Source organism: Streptomyces sp. LBL (genome assembly GCF_029893585.1).
Lineage (GTDB): Bacteria > Actinomycetota > Actinomycetes > Streptomycetales > Streptomycetaceae > Streptomyces.
In genome coordinates this window covers 33,751-54,043 of sequence record NZ_JARXYX010000001.1, presented here as the reverse complement: position 1 = coordinate 54,043, position 20,293 = coordinate 33,751, and the positions used below count along the sequence as shown (strand labels likewise).

Sequence of the window (20,293 nt, the reverse complement as noted above, 5' to 3'; positions counted from 1 at the left end):
ACCTTGACCGACATCCGTTACGGAATCTTCCTCCGGCCCGACCCGGCGACCTGCTGGGCCGTCACCCAGGTGACCATCGCGCTGAACAAGCAGTTCGGCCTCGTGTCGGCAGGAGCGTTCCCACCGCACGCCACCCTCATCGGGAATCTGCGCACCAACGCGGCAGCGGCCGAGGTCGTCTCCGCACTCGACCCGGTCTTCGAGAACGTAGACCCGTTCCCCGTCTACAACAGCGGCATCTCCCGCACAGGATCGGGCACCTACGAATACGACGTCAATCTCGATGCCTCCGGGACCAAGCCGAACGAACCGCTCGGCCGGGTCGCCGCCACGGTCGCCAAGGCGGTCGCACCGCTCTCGGTCCCCGTCGACGACTTCCTGGTGACGCCGGTGGCCGAGTACGCGTTCGCCGGGCACCTCGGCCTGGCATCGCATGACCTGTTGGTCGACAACCGGCTCACCGACGAGGTGGGCGAGTTCCTGGCAGGCCTTCCTCTCCAGGCGCCCGCCTCCTTCGCCGCCCGGTGGTACTCGCTGTTCGAGTTCCGCGCCGACTGGAGCGGCCAGTGGTGGCAGAACATGTCGTGGCGCCACCTGCACTCCTGGGATGTGACGTGAAGCTCCCGGCCTCAGCCACCCCGCCCTCGGCCGGCGTGGACACCGGGCCGCAGTCCCGCCCCGAGGCGCATGTCACCCCCCGCATCGTCATCTTCGATCTCGGTGAAGTGCTCGCCACCCCACCAGGGCTCTACCGGTCCCTCGCGGCCTGTCTGTCCCGACAACCCGACGTCGTGGAAGCCGCCTACTGGGCCCACCGGGACGCCTATGACCGCGGCGGGACGGCTCACGCCTTCTGGAGCGCGGTCCTCGCCGAACTCGGCCGCCCCGCGGCGCCCGGCACCGTCAGCGAGCTGACCCGCATCGACACCGAAGCATGGACGACGATCCGCCCGGACGCCCTGTCCCTTCTCAAAACCCTGTCGGAGAGAGATGTCCGCGTGGGGATCCTGTCCAACGCGACACTCGAGATGGCAACGGCTGCCCGGAAAACCTCATGGGCGCCCTACATCACCGACTGGTTCTTCTCCTCCGAGCTTCACCTGGCCAAACCCGACCCCGCGCTCTATCGCCACGTGACAACCGAGCTGGGGCTCCCTGCCGGAACCATCGTGTTCGTCGACGACCGCCGGGTGAACGTCGATGCCGCGCTCAAGTCGGGCTGGAACGCCTGCCTGTGGACCTCCGGCGACGACACCGCGGCGCTGCTGACGGGTCTGGGGCTTCTCGCAGCCGAGTGAGAAACATCGGCACTGGTGGCATTTCCCCCGCACTCGCCGAAAGTTCACCCAGGTGATCCCCAGAGCAGCGATCACCATCACCGCCCAGCGCCATCTCGCCGAGGGAACAAGGGGCCGGCTTCCTCGACCGCACCCCGCGTGCTCTCCGACATGCCGGAGGGCACGTGCATGTCCACCAACCACTCCCGGTGCGTCCCCTCGGCGCCTCACCCACGCCTCTGACCGCGCTCAGTCCGCGTTCTCAGTCGGCCTTCTCAGTCGGCCTTCTCAGTCGGCCTTCGCGTAAGTCGTCGCCATGCCTCCGGCGAAGTCGTACACCACGGCCTGTTCGTCGCCGACCACCCAGGCGTCATGTCCGGGCGGGCACACGAAGACATCGCCGGGGCCGACCTCGCTCTCGGCGCCGTCGTCCATGCGCATGCGCATGCGTCCCTGGACGACATAGCCGTTGTGGTGGACCTGGCAGCTCTCCGTACCCGCGATCGGTGCCACGGACTCCGACCAGCGCCAGCCCGGCTCGAAGGTCGCCACGGCGAAGTCGAGTCCGGTGAGGTGGACGGCTTCCAGGTGCCCCCGGGGGAAGTCTCGGCGCTCGTCCGCCTTTTCGAGGGTCTTGATCTCCAGCATGAGGACTCTCCCTTCCGGCTGTTGTCTCACGGCCGGGGCCGGTCTCCGTCTTCCGCCTACGGCAGGCGGAACCGGCGGAGGCCCACCACTTCATCGTCCACCCGTCCACCCGGGACCGCCATTCGGGTGACAGGAGGCGGCGTCAGGCCTCGGGTGCGCACAGTTGCGCGAACCGTCCCGCGTCGATGTTCCCGCCCGAGACGATCACGCCGATCCGGCGCGGAAGCGGGCCTGCCCGTCCCGCGAGCAGCGCGGCCAGCGGAGTCGCGCCACTGGGCTCGACAACGATCTTCAGCCGTTCGAACGCGAACCGCATCGCCTCTCGGATCTCGTCGTCGGACACCAGGGCGATCTCGTCGACGAGCCGCCGGGTGACCGAGAAGGTCAGCTCCCCCGGGGTCTCCGCGGCCTGACCGTCGGCGATGGTGCGGGGCACCGGGATCGTGACGCGCCGGCCCGCCTCCAGCGATCGTCTGGTGTCGTCCCCGGCCTCCGGCTCCACGCCGATCATCCGGATCCCGGAGTCCAGCCCCTTGGCCACGGTGGCGCTGCCGGCGATCAGCCCGCCACCACCGACCGGCGTCATCAGCGCGTCCAACTCCCCTACTTCTTCCAGGAGTTCCAGTGCGGCTGTGCCCTGGCCCGCCATGACGTGGGGATGTTCGTAGGGCGGGATGAGGGCGAGGTTCCGGTCGGCTGCCAGGGCCTCACCGATGGCCACGCGGTCACCGGTGTAGCGGTCGTACGTCACGATCTCGGCGCCGTAGCCCGCGGTGGCCGCGCGCTTCGAGGCCGGGGTGTCCTCCGGCATGACGATCACCGCGGTGGTGCCCAGTTCACGGGCGGCCAGGGCGACGGCCTGGGCGTGATTGCCGGAGGAGTAGGCGGCGATGCCGCGGGCCAGCTGCTCCGGGGTGAGCCGGGAGGCCGCGTTGTAGGCGCCACGGAACTTGAAGGCGCCCACACGCTGAAAGTTCTCGCACTTGAGGAACACCTCGGCGCCGACCTGTTCGTCAAGGGTGCGCGAGCGCAGGACGGGAGTGCGGTGGGCGACGCCCTTGAGCCGGACGGCCGCGTCACGGATGTCGTCGAGGGTGACCGGCGGGGTGGTGGTCGTCACGTGTGCCCTCCAGGGGAGTCGGAAGAACCGGAAGAACCGGAAGAATCGAGAGAGCCGAAGGAGCCGGAAGCGCCGGACGCGTCAGCGGGGCCGGGGGCCGCTCCGGGCGCGGCCCGGGCCTGCGAGAGGTAGCTGTACGCGGAGGCGCGGGAGATGCCGAGCCGGGCGGCGACCTGTTCGACCGCGCGCCGTACGGCGAACACTCCGCGCTCATCGAGGCTGCGGAACAGCTTCAGGCGTTCCGCGCGGTCGAGGCCCGCCCAGGGGCGGTTCTGGTGGAGTTGACGGGCGTCGAGTATCACGTCGACGACGGAGTCGATATCGTTGCCGAAGGTGGTGACCGGCAGTTCGGCAGGGGTCCCGCCGGCGCCGGCCAGAGCACCGAGCAGGGCGTGGGCCTCGGCGACGGCGGAGACGTCGAGGTTGACGCAGAGCGCGCCGAACACCGCGCCCGTCGAGTCCCGCAGCACCATCGTGGAGGACTTGACGATCTGTCCGGTGACCGTGCGGGTGCGGTAGTTCAGCTCGTCGGCCGCATCGTCGCCGCGCGCGACCATCCGCATGCCGATCTCGCTCATCGCCCCGCCCACCGCCCGCCCGGTCACCGTCCCAGCGAGGGCGACGACCGATTCCTCCGGGCGCCGGTAGTCATGCAGGACCACCTCGCTCACCGGACCGAACGTCGCCACGATTCCGTCGACGACCGGTTTCAGCGCGGCGAGGATCGCGTCCCGCTCGGCCTGCAGGCCCGCTTCGGCCGACATCACTGTCCCCCCTCACGTCCGCCCTCTCCCGACCAGCACGCCTAGACTACACGTCCAATTTATGGACGGAAAGTCCAATCTGCTTCGACTTCTCCCGCGATCAGGCCTTTGCCCGACACCTTGACGGAAGGAATGTTACCGGTAACATCCCTGCCGTAGGCGCGAACGAGAGGTGTTGCTGTGCCAGGGGAAGAAAGCATTGTCGACAGCACCACGCCGGTGCCGTCCGCCCAGCTGCGGCCACCGGACGCCCGGGTCTTCAGCCCCGCCGCCGTGGTGGCCTCCTGCGTGGGCTTCGTTCTCATCGGTGCCCTCCAGGCCCTCTACGGGCCGGCCATCCCCGCATTCCGTCAGGAGTTCGGGCTGACTCCCTCCGCCGCCGGACTGGGGCTGAGCGCCCACTTCGTCGGCGGGGTCGCCGGAGTGCTGCTGTTCGACCGGCTCTACGGCCGTCTCGGCAACCGGCAGATCCTGGGAGCCTCGTACCTGCTCATGGCGGTCGGCGCAACGGGCTTCGCGCTGGCGCCGAACTGGCCGGTCGCACTGGCCGCGGCCCTGTTCGCCGGGCTCGGTTTCGGTGGCATCGACTACGGCCTCAACCAACTGTTCGCGGTGGGCTTCGGACGCCGTTCGACCGCGATGCTGAACATCCTCAACGCGCACTTCGGCATCGGGGCGATCCTCGGCCCGGCACTGATCGGCGCGATCGGCGCGGAACACTACCCGGCGGTCTTCCTCGGGTTCGCCCTCGCCAACCTGCCGTTGCTGCTGTGTCTGACGGGCGTACGCGACCGGGCGCCGCAGCCGGCCGGCGCCCCGGAGCCCGGGGGCACGCAGGTCCTCCGCCGGAGCCTGGGCTCGGTGCTCGGGATGTTCGTCGCGCTCTATGTCCTGCACGTGGGCATCGAGGCGGGCGTCGGCGGCTGGGAGCCCACCCATCTGGAGACCGTCGGGTACGGGGCCGGAGTCGCCGCGACCGCCACCTCCGTGTACTGGCTGATGATGACCATCGGCCGGTTCCTGGTCGCCCCGATCGCGCTGCGCTTCTCGGCACAGGCCATCATCACCGTGTCCTGTGCGGGCATGACGGCCTGTCTGCTGCTGGCCTCGATCCCGGCCCTCGCCCCGTACGCCTACGCCGGTGTCGGTCTGTTCATCGCCCCGATCTTCCCCACCGGCCTGCCCTGGCTGCACCGGGCGGCCCCCAGCGCCCGCCGGGCCGGCGCCCTGGTCATCGCCGCGTCGATGGTCGGCGGTGTCGCGGCGGGCCCTGCACTCGGCAAGGCCATCGAGGCGTCCGGTGTCCGCGCTGTGCCGCTTCTGCTGTGCGGGGTCTCGGCGCTGTGCCTGGCCGCGACGCTGTGGCTGATCCGTCATGCCCGAACCCAGTCAACTACCCGGGACTAAAGTCCCGGGCTTGCACAACGGGCATCACTGGCTGCGATGCTACGTTTGCGTCCAGCTCCACCCCCGGTTGTCCGGGGTGGAGCGGGGGCCGTTGACTGGGCCCCGCGTCGCCACAACTCCCACGCGCGGGCGCGGATGTTGCGGGAGCTGTTCCGGTCTGCGTGATCAACGAATCCGCAGTTCCGGCATGCGAAGAAGGCCTGGGAGACCCGGTTCGCCCTGTCGATGTGCCCGCACTCGGCGCAGGTACGCGAGGTGTACGCCGGGTCGACATACACCACCGGCACCCCCGCCTTGCGGGCCTTGTACGCGATGAACTCTCCGAGCTGGTGAAACGCCCAGGAGGAGTGGGTGGCCCGTTGGGGCTTGCGAAGCCGTACCCGTTCGCGGATGCCCGTCAACTCTTCCAGGGCGATTCCGCGACCGGTGCGTTCTGCCTCGGCCACCACATGTTTCGCGATCTTGTGGTTGATGTCCTTCGCCCGCCGCGCCTCCTTGCGCCTGCGTTTCTTCAGGCGCCGTTTCGCGGACGGAGTGTTCTTCTTCTGCAATGTGGTGCGCAGGCCGCGCTCGCGGACCCGGACGCGGTTGAGTTCGCGCCCGGCCATGATCTCGCCGTCCGAGGTGGTGGCGATGTTGACGATGCCCAGGTCGATGCCGAGGAAGTCCGCCGGAGCCGTATTCAGCTCGGCTTCTGGGACCTCGCAGGTGGCGTTGAGGAACCACATGCCGTCGCGTTCCAGCAGGTCGGACTCGCCCTTGCGGTACAGGGCGAGCGTGGCGAGCTGCTCCACCGAGGCGGTGAACGCCACGTTCTTGACCCGCCCCGACGTGGTCCAGACCGACACCGTGCGCTCGGCGATCTGCCAGGACAGCATCCGGTCGTCGTAGGCCTGGGCGCCCTGGGGGCGGAAGGCGATCGGCTTCTCGGTGGCCTTGCGGTAGCGCTTCGAGCCGGGCTTGCCAAGGTTTCCGGCCTTCAGGTTCGCCCTCAGCGTGGTGTACGCGTCACAGGTCTTCTTGATCACGTGCTGGGCGGCCTGCGCGCCCAGGCTCCACCTCGACTTCACCTCGTCATAGGTGTGCTTGCGCAGGAGGAAGTTCTTGAACTCCCCGCACTCGAAGGCGATCTCACTGACCCAGGTGGCGGCCTCGTTGCAGGCGTGCAGGGTCGCGTTGAGTGCCGCCGCCTGCTCGGGCGTCGGCCCCAGTTTGACCTGCACCACCAGCTTCACGATCACTGATCGTAGGCACCCGTACGAGATGCCACCACGCATTCGGCCCCGTTCATCACATCGAGTGACCCAACCGACCACGCGCTCGCATCACCCGGCCACTCCCCGGCCGAGCCGACACAGTGATGCTGCGGCGCTCCCCGCCGCAGCCACAAGGATGCGATTCCTCCCGGGCGTAAACGCCCGGGGCTGCTCACAAGAATTCGCTGAAGATGAAGGCCGGCGGGGTCACGGCCGTCGCCAGTTACCTCATCTGGATCCATCACGAGGAGATCGAGGGCCGGGTCCGCTTCGACGGAGACCACGACCTGCGCCGCTTCGCCGAGCTGTGCGCCCGGCACGGCCTGGACTTCATCCCGCGCATCGGTCCCTGGTCGCACGCGGAGGTCCGCAACGGGGGCCTGCCCGACTGGCTGCTGGCCCGCGACTGCGTCCCGCGCACCGACGACCCCGGGTACCTGGAGCCCGTACGTGCCTGGTTCGCGGCGATCGCCGAGCAGCTGTGCGGCCTCGACCGCACCCACGGCGGCCCCGTCGTCGCGATCCAGATCGAGAACGAGCTCTACGACCAGCCCGGTCACCTCCTCACCCTGAAGCGCATGCCCCAGGAGGCGGGCCTGAGCGCACCGCTGTGGACCGCGACCGCGTGGGGCGGGGTCCAGCTCCCGCCCGACGAACTCCTTCCGCTGTACGGCGGCTACACCGAGGCCTTCTGGACCGAGGCGGACGGCGGCTGGCCCGACACCTGCCGGAAGCACTTCTTCTTCACCCGCCAGCGCGACGACGTGTGGTCTTCGACCGGGATGAGGTCCGGCTGCACGGCTCGCGCACCGCTGTGTCGTTCGCGGTGCTGCCCGCTCCGGAGCGGGCGCCGGTGGTGGTGGACGGGGCAGGGGGTCACGGAGTCGGCGGACAGGGTGTTCACCCGGTACGCGGTGGCGGGCGGGGCCGAGGGCGTCGCCACCGTCGTGCCCCTCACTCTCCTCTGCCGGGCCGGTCCGGCTCCGGAGACCGTGACGGGCGTACAGGGGCGGGCGAGCGCGCCTGCGGAGAAGTACTTCGACAGCGTGGCCGCCGAGTACCGGGTCGACGTTCCGGACGGGCTGCCGGCGGGGACGCTGCTGCGGCTGCGCTGGAGCGGTGACGTGGGACGGGCGTACGTGGGTGACATGCTCGTCGCCGACCAGTTCTTCTCGGGGCGGGTCTGGGACATCGGCCTGGACCGGCTGCCCGTCGAGGCGCTGCGCACCGAGGGACTGCGGCTGCTGCCGTTGCCCGCGGACGCCGACGCCGACCCGGCGGTGTACGTGCCGACGGAGGCGAAGGACGGGGCGACGACGGCGGCCGTGACACACGCCGAGTGGATCACGGGCCGGGTCTGGAGGGTCCGGGCCGGCTGAGGGCCGGGCGCCTCACCCGGGAGGGGCGGCCGGTCGACCGGCTCCGAGCGGCGGGGGCCGGTCAGGCGTGGCCGGGCCGACCAGCGGGAGCCGGGGCCTACCAGCAGGAGCCGGGGCCTACCGGGTGGTCTGCGAGCTCGTCCGCGCGACCGCGCGCCGGAAACCGCGCCGCACGGCCCCGCGCCCCGCGCCCCGCGCCCCGCGCCCCGCGCCCCGGCGAGGATCCGCGGAGCACCCTGAGGTCCCCGGAATCCTCCCGTCGTACGCCCGGCCTATGCTGTGGTCCTGCCGGGCGGGACCACACCGCCGTAACGACGTCGAGGAACTGCCACCATGACCGGAAGCGCCGCCGACGGAGCGGTTCCCAAGGGGCGCAGCAGACGCAACTTCGCAGGGGCGCGCCCTGTGATGGACGACGTGGCCCGGTTGGCCGGTGTCTCCAAGCAGACCGTGTCCCGCGTGCTCAACGACCATCCGTCCGTCCGCACCGAGACCCGCGAGGCGGTCCTGGAGGCCATGCGCGCGCTGGGCTACCGGCCCAGTCGCAGTGCCAGGTCGCTGGCGAGCGGCCGGACACGGATGCTCGGGGTCATCTCCTTCGACGCGGCCCGCTACGGGCCGGCGTCGATCCTCACCGCGATCAACACGGCGGCGCAGGACGCCGGCTACCTGGTGAGTTCCATCGCCCTCGACACCGCGGAGCACGACACGGTCGTCGAGGCGTTGGACCGGCTCTCGGCGGAGGGCGCGGACGGGGTGATCGCGATCGCGCCGCAACTGTGGGTGGGGCGGGCGCTGGCCGACACGCACCTGGACATTCCGCTGGTGGTCCTGGAGAACGGCCTCGACACCGAGACCCCGCTGGTCACCGGGGACTCTCGGGCCGGGGCGCGCAAGGCCACGGAGCATCTGCTGCGGCTCGGACACGCGAGGGTCTGGCACATCGCGGGCCCGGCGGGCTGGACCTCCGCCGACCACCGGCTGGTCGGCTGGCGGGCGACGCTGGAGGCGGCCGGGGCGGAGGTTCCCGAGCCGCTCGTGGGCGACTGGAGCGCCGACTCGGGGTACGAGCTGGGCCGTCAGCTGGCCGAGAGCCCCGAGGTCACGGCGGTGTTCGTGTCCAACGACCAGATGGCGCTCGGCGTACTGCACGCCTTCCACGAGGCCGGGCGGTCCGTCCCCGGCGATGTCAGCGTCGTCGGCTACGACGACATCCCGGAGGCCGCGCACCTCCTCCCGCCGCTCACCACCGTCCGCACGGACTTCGCGGAGATCGGCACCCGCTCCCTCCGCCTTCTCCTGAACCGCATCGACGGCTCCGCCGAACCGCCCCGCACCGAGTCCCTGGTCCCGGTCGACCTGGTGATCCGCGCCAGCAGCGGCCCCGCCCCGGGACACTGACGGCGTCGGCTCCGCGCGGGTATCGCGCAACGCGGGTCATGCGCAACGACCGACGCGAACTTCGACACCGGTTCGTACCGCCAGTTCGCCACCGGCCACTTCCTGCGGCGCGACGGCATGCAGTGGTTCTGTGACCAGTACACGACCGACGAGGCCGAGCGCGCCCAGATCATCGCGTCGCCGCTGCGCGCCACCGTCGAGCAGCTCAGCGGGCTGCCCCCGGCCCTGGTCATCACGGGCGAGGCCGACGTGCTGCGCGACGAGGGCGAGGACTACGCCAACAAGCTGCGCGAGGCCGGGGTTCCGGTCACCGCCGTGCGCTTCCAGGCCGTCATCCACGACTTCGTGATGCTCAACGCCCTGCGCGGGACCCATGCCCCCGAGGCCCCTGATCCGTGACGCGGTGCGCGCGACGGGCTGACGCGAAGGCGGGCGTCGCGGACGGGCGATGCGGTCGGACCCGGCAAGGGGTCCGACCGCTACTTCCTGCCCGGCGCGCCCGCCACTGCGACCAGCGCGCCCAACAGCAGCCCGGCGGCCAGGGCGGGGGCCGGCGACCACGCGGCCGCCACCAGCCCTGCCGCGGCGACGGGAAACGGCACCTGCTCAGCCGTACGCCGCTGGTGGGGCCGTAGCTGCACGGCCCAGACGGTGATCAGGAAGACCGCCGCCGGGAGGGTGACCGCCAGGCCGGCGGCCGTCGGCGAGGCTCCGCCGTGCCCGGTGACGTGATCGGCGTACGCGGCCAGGCCGGCGCCCTCGGCGGTCGCCGAGGCGAAGATCAGATAGTGGCCGTAGGCCCAGGGGAACCGTCTGTGGTGGGCCTGGTACGTCGTGGCGAGCAGGGTGTGCGCGGGCCGGGCGAAGTACAGCCACCACAGGGCGTACGCCATGAGCAGTCCGCCGGCCGCCAGCGTGTAGAGCCCACCGGTGCCCTGGTGTCGGTCGAAGGCGTCGCGGACAGCGACGGTCGCGGCGGCGACGCACTCGCCGAGGACGATGAGGGTGAACAGTTCGTAGCGTTCGCCGATGTGGTGCGGATGCCAGGGCGTCATCCCGGCGGACTGCGCCCACACGGGCACCGAGAGCTCGGCGACGGCCAGCACCACGATGCCCGCCGGCCAGGTCGCGGCCGGGAGACCCAGCAGGGCGGTCCAGCCGAGCTGGCACACCGTGATCCCGATGGCGAAGCGCAGGGTCGTCCGCCGTCGGGCCGGATCCGACAACGCGGCCCGCAGCCACAGCGCGGCCAGCGCCGTACGCAGGACGACGTATCCGAGGATGACGGCCCGCAGGTCCCCGTCCTCGAACGCGCGGCGCACTCCGGCGGCGAGGATCAGCGAGCCGGTGATCTGGGCCAGCACCGCCAGCCGGTAGGGGACGTCGTCCGAGTCGTAGGCGGAGGCGAACCAGGTGAAGTTCATCCACGCCCACCAGATGGCGAAGAAGACGACGGCGAAGCGCACGCAGCCGGTGAGGTACTCCCCGTCCGTCAACGCCCCGTGCAGGCTCGCGGAGGCCTGGGCGACCGCGATGACGAAGCACAGGTCGAAGAAGAGCTCCAGCGGGGTGGCGGTCCGGTGCGGTTCGCCAGGGTCCCGGCCCGGCATGGTCCGCCAGCTCGCCCGCGGTATGGCCGGAGTGCCGTTCAGCGGAGCGCTCCCCGGGCCGCCTCGATCGCCCGATGGGAGGTGGGACCGGTGTAGATCATGTGCCGGAGCCGGTCGACGGGCACCTCGGCGTGGACGGCCACGTTCAGCCCGTAGAGCACCTCACCGTCCGCGGGGCCGGCCGAGGTCGCGCCGACCAGCACGCCCCGGTCGGCGTCCTCGACCAGCTTCACAAACCCCTCGCCACCCGGCTCGACGCCCACCACGTCCAGCCCGGCCTCGCCCACTGTGCCCGCGACGTGCTCGCCGCCGGGCCCCAGCCCGACGACCACCACGTCCGCCTGCTCGTCCACATCCACGCTCGTCCTCGCTCCCCGGCCGTTCCGCTCTTCCTGGATCCCAAGGGTAGGTCGGCGTGCGATGGGCCCGTACCGTCCAGCGCACGGGTACTTGCCCGAGAGGGAACGACAGGCGGACACGGCACACAGTGCGCCGGGGGCTTCAGCGCGTGCGCTGGAGGGCAAGGCGGCGCTTCCGGGGCACCTGACGTCGCGACCTGCTGGCGCCCGCCACATCCCAGGCGAGATCTCTCCTACGCGGCATAAGTCGGCGAACTCCGTGAGGGGATCGTCCGACCCGGGAAGTTCGTGGCCACCCTGCGGTAGGGCGGCCGGTCAGCTCCCGCCCGAAGCGTCCACATCTTCAGCTGAGCCTGTTGCCGGAAGTGTCGATCAACGTGAGCCGAATGCCCAGTTCAGTCGCCAGCACTCCCGCCAGCACTTCGGCCGACCGCGCGTCGATCTCGTCACTGGTCCGCCTCAACAGCAGGCGCAGCTGCTGACGAGTCGTCAGATCGATCTCCCCTGCCCGCAGATGGCCGTCCTGGAGGATCGCCTGGGTCTCCAGGCGGAGATCCAGATCCACACCCATACGTGCCAGTTCGGCAGTGGGGACCATGGCGTCGCCCTTGGCTCCGACGTCCACCCGGACCGATCTGTCCGCCGAGTGCGCGGTCACGGACGCCGCGTTCAGCCCGACCTGCGCCTTGGCCACGGCTTCTTCCGTCGCCTTGAGATGGGCCATCGCCTCGGCCACACGGTTGTCGATCGACTCACGCATCCTGGTCTCCTCGCTGGACAATGGAACGTCCGGACACTGCACGTCTCAGCTGAGGCCCGCCCGAGTGGCCGGTCTCAAGAGGCCCGCCCCGAGTGGCCGCCGTCATGAGGTCATCGCCCCAGGGGCTCGGGCGTGCCGCCCTCTTCGGTGCCCCAGACGTCCTCGTCCTCCGCCGGGCATGTGGTCGCGGTCGCTGCGCTCCGCCTGCTCCGCTCCCCCTGCTCCGCTCCGCCGCGGGCAGGCCCGGCCCGGAGTTCGTCGGTCACCGGGTCGGGCACGGCGGGCATCGTGCAGGCCACCGCCCATACGCTCCGGCCCGACCGCGCGCGGCAACAGCCGTAGCAACCCGACCAGTTCGCCGTCCCGCCGGACGAACGGCAGCACATCCTGCCCGCGCCTGGGGCTCCCGAACGGATCGCAGCTTGCTGAGGCGCGCGTGGATGGACAACACGCCCGAGGACGGCGCCCTGCCCCCTCACAGATCCTCGCGCAGTCGCTCGAGACCCACCGGTCGACCGGCGTCAAGGGACAGCCCCGACAACGGAACACGACGCTCCGGTGGGCCGAGATCGGCAGGACCGCCGATGTCACTCGCTTCAAGCGGCCCCAGTACGCGTAAGAACGGTTCGTCCGCGGCCCCATGCACTTCGGAAACTCCCACCGGAGTAGTTCACGCGTGCCAGGTGATCAACGCATGGCAAACAGGCAACCAAAAGGGGGCACGCCCTTGTCGAAGACGAGTCAGACCTCAAGCAGCGGATGTACAACGGCATCTCCGGCCGGCCTCCGCCCGCCTCCGGGACGGGTCCGCGCTGCGGTTGCCGACGAGGCCGCCGCCCACCCCCGCTGTCCGTGCCACGGGTCCAGGTCAGCGCGCAGGCGGGGTTTCAGCAGGGGCTGCGCCAGCGGCCCAGGGCGAGCCGTTTGCGCATGGAGTCGAGGCCGAGGCGCTCGGCGATCGGGCAGAACGTGCGCCTGGGCACGCTGTACTCCACGTGGAAGACAGCCTTGTGCGCCTTGATGAAGGGACTCAGCGACGAGCATTCCTGGAACTCCGCGCATTGCTCGTTGACCGCGAAATCGAAGTCGCGGACCAGGTCGGGGATCTGTTCCAGGTCGTTCTTGAGGCCGACTGCCATGCCCCGTTCGTGGGCGAGGGCCGCGATCATGCGGTTGTAGGCGAGCTGGTGGGCGGCGGTCAGCGGGAAGCCGGTGTCGTTGGTGAAGGCGTCCGCGAGGTCGGGCTCGACGGCGTCAAAGCCCTTCGCGCGGCACATGTCGAGACGTGCGGCCATGATGGGGCGGAGCAGCGAGCGGCGGCGGATGTCGAGCCAGCGCTCGCCGCTCCAGCCGTCGGAGCGGCCGAGGACGGAAGCAGGGAAGGCGCTGTGGTCGGGGCGGAAGGACTCCCAGGCGCCGGCGTTGATGTAGCAGATGACTTTGCGGCCGCTCCTGTGGAGGCGTCGCACGACGGCGGCGCTGTTCTCGAAACCGTCGATGTCGTAGACGGGGACGGCGACGCGGGTGTCGACGCGGCCACTGAGCTGCCACTGCCAGGCCGTGCCGGGGCGCGGTTGCCAGCGCCCGGCCGACCGGTGTTCGTCGGGAGTGCGGCCGGGGGCTCGGTCCGGGGCGGTGACGCACCCGGTGAGCAGCGCCATGAGCAACCCCGTGAGCAGTCCTGTGTGCAGCAGGGACACGGATGACGGCAGGAACGGCGGGCGGGTTACGAACCTCATGTGGTTCTCCTCCTCACGGCGGGGGGCAGGGCGGCCCAGGGGTTCGCGCCCTCACCCGGTACCGCGCAGTGGACGCCGGCTCGGCGGATCCGTGCGGTGCGGGCGGCGAGGTCGCACAGGCCGTCGGGGACGCCGTGGATCAGATGGCAGAAGCGGGTCGGCGGGTGCCCTTCGGTCCAGGAGGGCACGGCCGAGGTGAGATAGGTCTGCCAGTCCCCTTCGAAGGTGACCAGCAGATCGGCGAGGGAGGCGTAGCCGGGATCGGGGTGGGTTCCCGGGTTGAGCGCGACGGTGCCGGCTCCGTGGTCGCGGGCCTCGTCGGCCAGCGCGCGGTAGTACGGCAGCAGACCAGCTTCGACGCCGGCCTGATCGAGGAAGACGCCGTCAATTCCGTACCAGCTGATGTGGTGGCGCAGCTCGTGGAGCACCGCCTGGTGGGGACGGGTGCCGTAGGCGGTGTCGAGGTATCCGAGCACGGCTGTGCCCGCCGCGCGCAGAGCCCCGGCGGCGGCGGCGAAGGCCGGGTCGCGGGCCGCGCCGGGGCCGTCGGCGACGTTGAGGACGACTCCGTACAGCCGCGACGGGATCCGCGTCAGGGCCTGCCACGCCGCAGGGTCCACAGCGGGGTGGACGTACAGCGGAACAAGCAGTTGACCGTGTGTCATGCCGGGGCCGGGGCCGGTGGTGTGCCGGTGCGCGAGGTCCACAGGTCGGTGAGCGAGGTGGCGAGGGCACGTTCGGGGTGCCAGCCCAGAGCTGTGGCGGCGGCCGTGATGTCCGCCTGCTGCCAGGAGATGGCTGACGAGCGCTGGGAACCGGTGCCGTTCTCGTCGATTCGGCCGTGGAATCCGCTGATCCGGGCCAGGTCTTCCGCGACCTTGCGGACCCGGGTGGCGCTGCCGCCGGCGATGTTGAGGATGCGGGGCAGCGGGCCGGGCGCGGTGGTGGCGAGGGCTGCGGCGCGGGCCACGTCCCGTGCGTCGACGAAATCGCGGTACGCGGACAGGTCACCGACCGTCACGGTGCCGTCCGGCCCGGCGCGCAGCAGCTCGTCGGCGAGCCGGCCGGGCAGGCTGGTGCCGGGCGAGCCCGGCCCGAGCGGGTTGAACACCCGTAGGACGACGGCGTCCAGTGCGGCCTCGGCGACGGTCAGGGAACCCGCCAGTTTGGTGGCCCCGTACGCGCCCTGCGGACAGGTGGCGGAGTCCTCGCCGAGCGGCTGCCCGGCGGTGGTCCCGTACTCGCCGGCGGATCCGAGATGGACCAGGCGTACCGGGAGGTCGGCCGTGGTCAGCGCCTCGCACAGCACGGCCGGCCCCCGGGCATTGGTCTCCGCCAGCAGAAGCGGGCCGCCTCCGACGGCGCCCGCGCAGTTGACGACGGCGTCCGGGGCCAGCGCGTGCAGGTCGGCGGCGAGAGCGGGGACGGTGGCCGTGGTGAGGTCGACCCGCAGGTCGGCGCCCGGGGAGCGGCCGGCGCGGAGCACCCGGACGCCGGACAGGGCGCGCAGGTGCTCCGTGATGTGCCGGCCCAGGAACCCGGTGGAGCCCAGGACGAGGATACGCATCAGGTCACGCTCCCTTCAGCAGCAGGTCGCGGTGGGTGGTGAACTCGGAGTTCGCCCGGTCGTAGTCGTCCGGGCGGCCGATGTCCAGCCAGTAGCCGTCGAACTCGTGGGCGGCCGGAGGGGTGCCGTCGCGGAGCAGGTCGAGGACGAGTTCGTCGAAGCCGAGCGGCAGGCCGGGGACGTAGCCGCCCAGGGTGGACCGGGAGAGCCCGTAGACGCCCATGGACACCCGGTAGTCCAGGGTCGGCTTCTCGGTGAAGCCGACGACCTGCTTGCCGTCGGTGGTGAGGACACCGAAGTCGATCCTGACCTTGCGGCAGTACGTGGCGATGGTCAGCGGGGCGCCGCCGGCCTGGTGACCGCGCAGGACGGCGCGGAAGTCCAGGTCGGTGAGGATGTCGCCGTTCATGACCAGGAAGTGCTCCGGCAGCCGGTCCAGCATGGTCAGCAGCGGGCCCATGGTGCCCAGCGGACTGTCCTCGGCCGAGTAGTCGACGCGCAGACCCCATTGGGAGCCGTCGCCGACGTAGGCGCGGATGATGTGGCCGAGGTGGCCGATGGCGATGGTGCAGCTGGCGAATCCCGAGTTGACGAGCTGCCGCATCACGATTTCCAGGATGGCGTGCTGATCGCCGATGGGGACGAGCGGCTTGGGCAGGGCGGTGGTGTACGGGCGCAGCCGGACACCCTTGCCTCCGGCCAGAATGACTGCGTGCATGGCGGACTCCGTTGTCGGTCGGTGGTCGATGGCCTGAGACGGGTCGTCAGACGTTGTAGATGGCGGTCTTGTAGCGGGCCAGGTTCGCCGGGTCGGAGAAGAACCGGACGGTCTGCTCCAACCCCTCCTGGAGGCTGTGGGCCGGTTCCCAGCCGGTCGCGGCGTGCAGGCGGGAGGCGTCGCAGACCAGCCTCATCACCTCGGACGCGGCGGGCCGGATGCGCTGTGCGTCCTCGCGGACCTCCAGCTCGGCCCCCATGAGCTTGCCGACCAGCGTCACCAGGTCGCCGACCGAGATCTCGCCGCCCGTACCGGCGTTGAACGTCCTGCCGACGACCGCCTCGGCGGGAGCGGTGCCCACCGCGAGGAACGCCTGGGCGGTGTCCTTGACGAACATGAAGTCCCGGGTGGGCCGCAGGTCACCCAGGGCGATGGTCCGCTCTCCGGCCGCCACCTGCCCGATGACGGTCGGAATCACCGCCCGCATGGACTGGCGCGGCCCGAAGGTGTTGAACGGCCGCAGGGTGGCCACCGGGATGCCGAAGCTGGCGTAGTAGCTGTCGGCCAGCCGGTCGCCGCCCGCCTTGGAGGCGGAGTACGGGGACTGGGTGTTGATCGGGTGATCCTCGGTGATGGGGACGGTCTGCGCGGTGCCGTACGTCTCGCTGGTGGAGGTGTGCACCATCCTGGGGATGCCGAGCCGGCGTACGGCTTCCAGCACGTTGAGCGTCCCGGTGACGTTGGTGGACACGTAGCTGTGCGGTGCCTGGTAGGAGTACGGAATCGCGATCAGCGCGGCCAGGTGGTACACGGTCTCGGTGCCGGTGAGCAGGTGCTGCACCGACCCCGCGTCGCGTACGTCACCGAGTACGACCTCCACACTGGCCATCACGTCCTGCGGCAGGGTCTCCAGCCAGCCGTACGACGAGAAGGAGTTGTACTGGGCCATGGCGCGTACCCGGTGTCCTGATGCGACGAGCGCCTCCACCAGGTGCGAGCCGATGAATCCCTCGGCACCGGTGACGGCGACGGTTGCAGGAGCGGACGAGGTCACGGATCTGTCTCCTCTGATGAATCTGAAGATGAACCTGAATCTGAATCTGACGCTGAAGCTGACGGTCAGGCCCGCGTGGGACACGGGGGTACTGGGATTGCTGGGATTGCTGGGATTGCTGGGACTACTGGGCGGTTGCTGCCTGTGCTGGGTTGCAGCGTCAGGGTGTGAGGACGTCAGGACGCCATGAGGGCACTGGGTTACGGGGCTACGGGCTACCGGGATCTGGTCAGCGGTGGGCCGTGATCCGGCCCATCCGGGTGTACGCGACCGCCAGCAGCACTGCCGTCGCGCAGCCGCAGGCCGCCAACTCGGCGGTCGCCGGGCTGAGCAGACCCGGTCTCCGGTAGGCCCCGCCCGACAGGGCCGCCTCCGCCGCGGCGGCGGCGAGGCAGGCCACGGCGGACGGCCAGGCGATCCCGGCCGCCTGGAGCAGCAGGGCGACCCAGAGCGCCGCGCCGAGGGCGAGCAGCGGCAGCGGCGGCACCCCGGTGAGCAGCGCGGGGGCGGCGAGCACCGCGAGGTACTCGGTGAGGCACAGGGCGAGCACGCCGGCCGCCCGGAGCCGGAACCGCCAAGGGGTCCGGCTGTGCCGCAGGGCGGTGAGGGTCAGGCTCCGGTAGCGGTAGAGCAACCACTCGGCCGCGCCCATGCTCAGCGTCAGCACGACGGCGGCCGCCCTGCCCGCCGCCGGGGCCATCAGCGTCAGCGCCCCGCCGGCCAGGCCGAACAGCCCGTACGGGACGGAGGCGGTGATCCGGGGCGTGCCCGGTGCCGAGGAGCTTGTGGTGCGCAGCGACCGTACGATCTCCCGTACCGCGGACAGCGCCGCCGCCGCGACGGTGGCCAGCAGCAGCACGGCGACCGGTACCGGGCCGGGGCGCCACAGCGGTATGCAGGCCGCCCCGGCCGCCGTCGGTACGAGCGCGATCAGCAGGTGCTGTTCGCGTCCCAGAACGAGCAGCACCGTGGCCGCCGCCAGATAGAGCGCCTCTCCCGCCGCGAAGGCCGGGACGGCGCCCGCCCCCGAGACGGCCAGTGCGGCCGCCGCCGCTGCCGTCACCCCGGCCGGGGCCCCGAGCAGCAGGCACCGCGCGGCTGCCCGCCGGCCGCCCGCGGCGAGCCGTACGTAGGCGCGGTGGGCCAGTGCCTGGTTCCAGGCCCAGGCCACGAGTGCCGAGGCGGCGAGCCCGGTGACCCGGCCGGGCAGCAGTCCTGCGCCCAGAAGGTAGGCCAGCCCCGGCAGGCCGAACAGCATCCCGCGCAGCAGGCACTGCCACGGGCTGGTCCGCCACGGGTCGGGTCCCGGTCCGGGGTCCGGGAAACGGCGCGGCACCCGGGCGTACAGCTCCTCCGCGACGGCGAACAGATCCCGTCGCGAGTAGCGCGTGGTGATCTGTTCGTGCGTCAGCCCGTCGGACTCCAGCACCGCGGCGATCTCGTCCGGGTGGACGGCGGCCCCGCACACGTCCGCCAGCCGTTCGGCGAGCTTGTTGAGCGGGTCGTCGGCCCAGGCCGGCCGCTGCGGCGGGGTCGGCAGGCGCACTACGGTTCGGTCGTCGTCCGGCCGGTTCACCACTCACCTCCGGCCCGTCGGGCGTGCGACGCCGGGCCCTCGGCCGGGTGCGCCCGGTCCTCGCCCGCCGCCAGCGCGCCGTAGATCTCCCGGAAGGAGTCGATGGTGTGCCGGAGTGTGAACTGCTCGATCACCCTCAGCCGCGCGGCCTCGCCCATCCGGGCCCGGCGGGCGGGCGCGCGCAGCAGTTCCAGGACTGCCCGTGCCATCGCCTCCGGTTCGCGCGGCGGTACGACGAGTCCGACGTCGCCCACGGCCTCGCGGACCCCGCCGACGTCGGTGGAGACGGTGGCCCGGCCGCACGACATGGCCTCGATGAGAGTGAAGGGAAAGCCCTCGCTGATGCTGGAGAGCATGACCACGGTGCCCGCCGCGTAGGCGTCGCGGATGTCCTCCACCCGGCCCTCGAAGGCCACCGCTTCGGCGATGCCCAGGTCCCGGCTGAGAGCCTGGCAGCGTTCCCGGTAGGCCTGGCCGCCGCTGGGTGTGCCGCCGAACAGCCGCAACCGCACCTGGGGCATCTCCCGGCGTACCAGGGCGAAGGCCCGGATCAGCGTTTCCAGGTCCTTGATGGGATCGACCCGCCCCGCCCAGGCCAGCGTGGGGGTCTCCGGTTCCGGACCGGCCGGAGGAAAGGCCCCGGGGTCCACACCGTTGTAGACGGTACGGATCTTGTCGGGTGCGGTGCCGCCGCGTTCCTCCCAGCGTCGGTTGTAGTGGCTTCCCGGCGTGATGAGCGCGGCGCGGGCGTAGGTCTCCTGTGCCAGCAGCCGGAAGAAGCCGAGCAGCAGCGCCTTCACCGGCCAGTGGTGACCGCCGGCGCCGTAACCGAGGTAGCGCTCACGTAGGTACACACCGTGTTCGGTGAGCAGCAGGGGCGTGCCGTGCAGGTGCTGGGCCAGCAGTCCGGGGAGGGCCGCCAGTCCGCCGCTGACGGCGTGGGAGATCCCGTGTCGGGGTGGGGCGGCCGCCAGTGGACGCAGGGCGTGTTCCAGCAGGTCGGTCGCGGTCAGTACGTCGTGCATGGTCGGCCGGGCGGCGTGGGTGGGTATGTGCGGACGGTTCCAGACGGCGGCCAGGGTGCGTATCGCTGCCTCCGTGCGCAGTGCGGGCGTGAGTTCCCCGTACCGGGCCCGTGCCGCGAGGCCGTACAGCCCTTCGGCGAAGCGCTCCAGGGTGCTGGGGCCGGAAGAGGAGCCGGCACCGGGGCCGGGGCCGGGATCGAGGAGGGCCAGCAGGAACATCTCGTAGGTGTCGAGGAAGCCCCGCAGCCACCGGCCGCGCGGTGCGCGGCCGGTCGGCGTCGGTCCCCAGGTGGGTACGGAGACCACCTTGCTGATGTGCGCGGGCGTTTCCCAGGTGAGGGGCTCGCGGCCGTCACTGGTGACCGCGAGTATCTGGAAGTCCACGTCGGGCATGCCTTGGACAAGCTGATCGCACCAGACACTCACTCCGCCGTGGTTGTGCGGGTAGGTGCCCTCGGTGAGCATGGTGACGCGGGTCGTGCCGGTGTTGATGGCCGTGGCGGCCCTGACCGTGCCGGATGGCGGTGTGTCCCCCCATGCCGGCATGGTGCGGTCGGTCCCTGACAAGGTCCCCGTGTCCCCGTATCCCCGTGTCCCGTCGGGCCCGCTGGGACGGTTGCGCCCGTCGTGCCG

Annotated in this window: 20 protein-coding genes and 1 pseudogene; 6 read left to right on the top strand and 15 right to left on the bottom strand. The window is 71.3% G+C overall.

Features of this window, described 5'->3' with window-relative positions; translation table 11 throughout:
• The first annotated feature begins 3 nt into the window (after positions 1-3).
• Both M2271_RS00250 and M2271_RS00245 read left to right on the top strand, forming a co-directional pair.
• Positions 4-618: a hypothetical protein gene (locus M2271_RS00250; protein WP_280884969.1), complete on the top strand. Its 615-nt coding sequence runs from the start codon at positions 4-6 to the stop codon at positions 616-618.
• On the top strand, positions 615-1,298 hold the full coding sequence (locus tag M2271_RS00245) for an HAD family phosphatase (RefSeq protein ID WP_280884968.1): 684 nt from the start codon (positions 615-617) through the stop codon (positions 1,296-1,298). The genes M2271_RS00250 and M2271_RS00245 overlap by 4 nt, the downstream gene beginning before the upstream one ends.
• A 267-nt stretch (positions 1,299-1,565) precedes the next feature.
• Here M2271_RS00245 and M2271_RS00240 read toward each other — a convergent pair whose 3' ends face one another.
• The 3 genes from M2271_RS00240 to M2271_RS00230 all read right to left on the bottom strand — a co-directional run bounded on the left by M2271_RS00240 (position 1,566) and on the right by M2271_RS00230 (position 3,809).
• The gene (locus M2271_RS00240; RefSeq protein ID WP_280884967.1) at positions 1,566-1,925 is read right to left on the bottom strand and encodes a cupin domain-containing protein; all 360 of its coding nucleotides are present in this window, start codon (positions 1,923-1,925) and stop codon (positions 1,566-1,568) included.
• A 142-nt stretch (positions 1,926-2,067) separates the two neighbouring features.
• Positions 2,068-3,045 carry a threo-3-hydroxy-L-aspartate ammonia-lyase gene (locus M2271_RS00235; protein ID WP_280884966.1) on the bottom strand — a complete coding sequence of 326 codons (978 nt, stop codon included), beginning with the start codon at positions 3,043-3,045 and terminating at the stop codon, positions 2,068-2,070.
• Positions 3,042-3,809 carry a PAS domain-containing protein gene (locus M2271_RS00230; protein WP_280884965.1) on the bottom strand — a complete coding sequence of 256 codons (768 nt, stop codon included), beginning with the start codon at positions 3,807-3,809 and terminating at the stop codon, positions 3,042-3,044. The genes M2271_RS00235 and M2271_RS00230 overlap by 4 nt, the downstream gene beginning before the upstream one ends.
• 198 nt (positions 3,810-4,007) lie before the next feature.
• Between M2271_RS00230 and M2271_RS00225 the strand changes: the two genes are divergently transcribed.
• Positions 4,008-5,216 (top strand): MFS transporter, encoded by a 1,209-nt coding sequence (locus M2271_RS00225; RefSeq protein ID WP_280885321.1) that lies wholly within the window; start codon positions 4,008-4,010, stop codon positions 5,214-5,216.
• Here the strand turns inward: M2271_RS00225 and M2271_RS00220 are convergent.
• Positions 5,213-6,451 carry a transposase gene (locus tag M2271_RS00220; RefSeq protein WP_280884964.1) on the bottom strand — a complete coding sequence of 413 codons (1,239 nt, stop codon included), beginning with the start codon at positions 6,449-6,451 and terminating at the stop codon, positions 5,213-5,215. The two genes, M2271_RS00225 and M2271_RS00220, sit on opposite strands and share 4 nt — an antisense overlap.
• A 212-nt stretch (positions 6,452-6,663) precedes the next feature.
• Here M2271_RS00220 and M2271_RS00215 point away from each other — a divergent pair, with 212 nt between their 5' ends.
• From M2271_RS00215 to M2271_RS00205, 3 genes and pseudogenes are all read left to right on the top strand, one after another.
• Positions 6,664-7,851: a beta-galactosidase gene (locus M2271_RS00215; protein WP_280884963.1), complete on the top strand. Its 1,188-nt coding sequence runs from the start codon at positions 6,664-6,666 to the stop codon at positions 7,849-7,851.
• A 333-nt stretch (positions 7,852-8,184) separates the two neighbouring features.
• A complete protein-coding gene (locus tag M2271_RS00210; protein ID WP_280884962.1) occupies positions 8,185-9,252 on the top strand; it encodes a LacI family DNA-binding transcriptional regulator in 1,068 nt (355 codons plus the stop codon).
• A gap of 48 nt (positions 9,253-9,300) precedes the next feature.
• Positions 9,301-9,651, top strand: a pseudogene (locus M2271_RS00205) (alpha/beta hydrolase fold domain-containing protein); the annotation flags it as partial.
• A gap of 80 nt (positions 9,652-9,731) precedes the next feature.
• On the opposite strand, the gene M2271_RS00200 reads toward M2271_RS00205, so the two are convergent.
• From M2271_RS00200 to pelF, 11 genes are all read right to left on the bottom strand, one after another.
• The gene (locus M2271_RS00200) at positions 9,732-10,862 is read right to left on the bottom strand and encodes a low temperature requirement protein A (protein ID WP_280884961.1); all 1,131 of its coding nucleotides are present in this window, start codon (positions 10,860-10,862) and stop codon (positions 9,732-9,734) included.
• 38 nt (positions 10,863-10,900) lie between these two features.
• Positions 10,901-11,221 (bottom strand): hypothetical protein, encoded by a 321-nt coding sequence (locus M2271_RS00195; RefSeq protein WP_280884960.1) that lies wholly within the window; start codon positions 11,219-11,221, stop codon positions 10,901-10,903.
• Between the two features lie 343 nt (positions 11,222-11,564).
• Positions 11,565-11,981 (bottom strand): hypothetical protein, encoded by a 417-nt coding sequence (locus tag M2271_RS00190; RefSeq protein ID WP_280884959.1) that lies wholly within the window; start codon positions 11,979-11,981, stop codon positions 11,565-11,567.
• Between the two features lie 110 nt (positions 11,982-12,091).
• Positions 12,092-12,259: a hypothetical protein gene (locus tag M2271_RS00185; RefSeq protein WP_280884958.1), complete on the bottom strand. Its 168-nt coding sequence runs from the start codon at positions 12,257-12,259 to the stop codon at positions 12,092-12,094.
• A gap of 609 nt (positions 12,260-12,868) precedes the next feature.
• Positions 12,869-13,720, bottom strand: coding sequence for an endo alpha-1,4 polygalactosaminidase (locus M2271_RS00180; RefSeq protein WP_280884957.1), 852 nt, complete (start codon positions 13,718-13,720; stop codon positions 12,869-12,871).
• A complete protein-coding gene (locus tag M2271_RS00175; protein WP_280884956.1) occupies positions 13,717-14,385 on the bottom strand; it encodes a spherulation-specific family 4 protein in 669 nt (222 codons plus the stop codon). Before M2271_RS00175 ends, M2271_RS00180 begins: the two co-directional genes overlap by 4 nt.
• A complete protein-coding gene (locus tag M2271_RS00170; protein WP_280884955.1) occupies positions 14,382-15,287 on the bottom strand; it encodes an NAD(P)-dependent oxidoreductase in 906 nt (301 codons plus the stop codon). The genes M2271_RS00175 and M2271_RS00170 overlap by 4 nt, the downstream gene beginning before the upstream one ends.
• Before the next feature lie 4 nt (positions 15,288-15,291).
• Positions 15,292-16,005, bottom strand: a complete 714-nt coding sequence (locus M2271_RS00165; RefSeq protein WP_280884954.1) for a sugar phosphate nucleotidyltransferase — start codon at positions 16,003-16,005, stop codon at positions 15,292-15,294.
• 46 nt (positions 16,006-16,051) lie between these two features.
• Positions 16,052-17,059 carry an SDR family NAD(P)-dependent oxidoreductase gene (locus M2271_RS00160; protein ID WP_280884953.1) on the bottom strand — a complete coding sequence of 336 codons (1,008 nt, stop codon included), beginning with the start codon at positions 17,057-17,059 and terminating at the stop codon, positions 16,052-16,054.
• 229 nt (positions 17,060-17,288) lie between these two features.
• Entirely contained in the window at positions 17,289-18,635 is a 1,347-nt protein-coding gene (locus M2271_RS00155) for a hypothetical protein (RefSeq protein ID WP_280884952.1), read from the bottom strand.
• Positions 18,632-20,125: a GT4 family glycosyltransferase PelF gene (pelF, locus tag M2271_RS00150; protein ID WP_280885320.1), complete on the bottom strand. Its 1,494-nt coding sequence runs from the start codon at positions 20,123-20,125 to the stop codon at positions 18,632-18,634. The genes M2271_RS00155 and pelF overlap by 4 nt, the downstream gene beginning before the upstream one ends.
• Between the last annotated feature and the right edge of the window lie 168 nt (positions 20,126-20,293).

Excerpts from the sequence above, each read along its gene's own strand:
- M2271_RS00240 (WP_280884967.1), bottom strand. The coding sequence starts at position 1,925 with ATGCTGGAGATCAAGACCCTCGAAAAGGCGGACGAGCGCCGAGACTTC.
- M2271_RS00230 (WP_280884965.1), bottom strand. The coding sequence starts at position 3,809 with ATGTCGGCCGAAGCGGGCCTGCAGGCCGAGCGGGACGCGATCCTCGCC.
- M2271_RS00215 (WP_280884963.1), top strand. The coding sequence starts at position 6,664 with ATGAAGGCCGGCGGGGTCACGGCCGTCGCCAGTTACCTCATCTGGATC.
- M2271_RS00210 (WP_280884962.1), top strand. The coding sequence starts at position 8,185 with ATGACCGGAAGCGCCGCCGACGGAGCGGTTCCCAAGGGGCGCAGCAGA.
- M2271_RS00200 (WP_280884961.1), bottom strand. The coding sequence starts at position 10,862 with ATGCCGGGCCGGGACCCTGGCGAACCGCACCGGACCGCCACCCCGCTG.
- M2271_RS00190 (WP_280884959.1), bottom strand. The coding sequence starts at position 11,981 with ATGCGTGAGTCGATCGACAACCGTGTGGCCGAGGCGATGGCCCATCTC.
- M2271_RS00180 (WP_280884957.1), bottom strand. The coding sequence starts at position 13,720 with ATGAGGTTCGTAACCCGCCCGCCGTTCCTGCCGTCATCCGTGTCCCTG.
- M2271_RS00175 (WP_280884956.1), bottom strand. The coding sequence starts at position 14,385 with ATGACACACGGTCAACTGCTTGTTCCGCTGTACGTCCACCCCGCTGTG.
- M2271_RS00170 (WP_280884955.1), bottom strand. The coding sequence starts at position 15,287 with ATGCGTATCCTCGTCCTGGGCTCCACCGGGTTCCTGGGCCGGCACATC.
- M2271_RS00165 (WP_280884954.1), bottom strand. The coding sequence starts at position 16,005 with ATGCACGCAGTCATTCTGGCCGGAGGCAAGGGTGTCCGGCTGCGCCCG.
- pelF (WP_280885320.1), bottom strand. The coding sequence starts at position 20,125 with ATGCTCACCGAGGGCACCTACCCGCACAACCACGGCGGAGTGAGTGTC.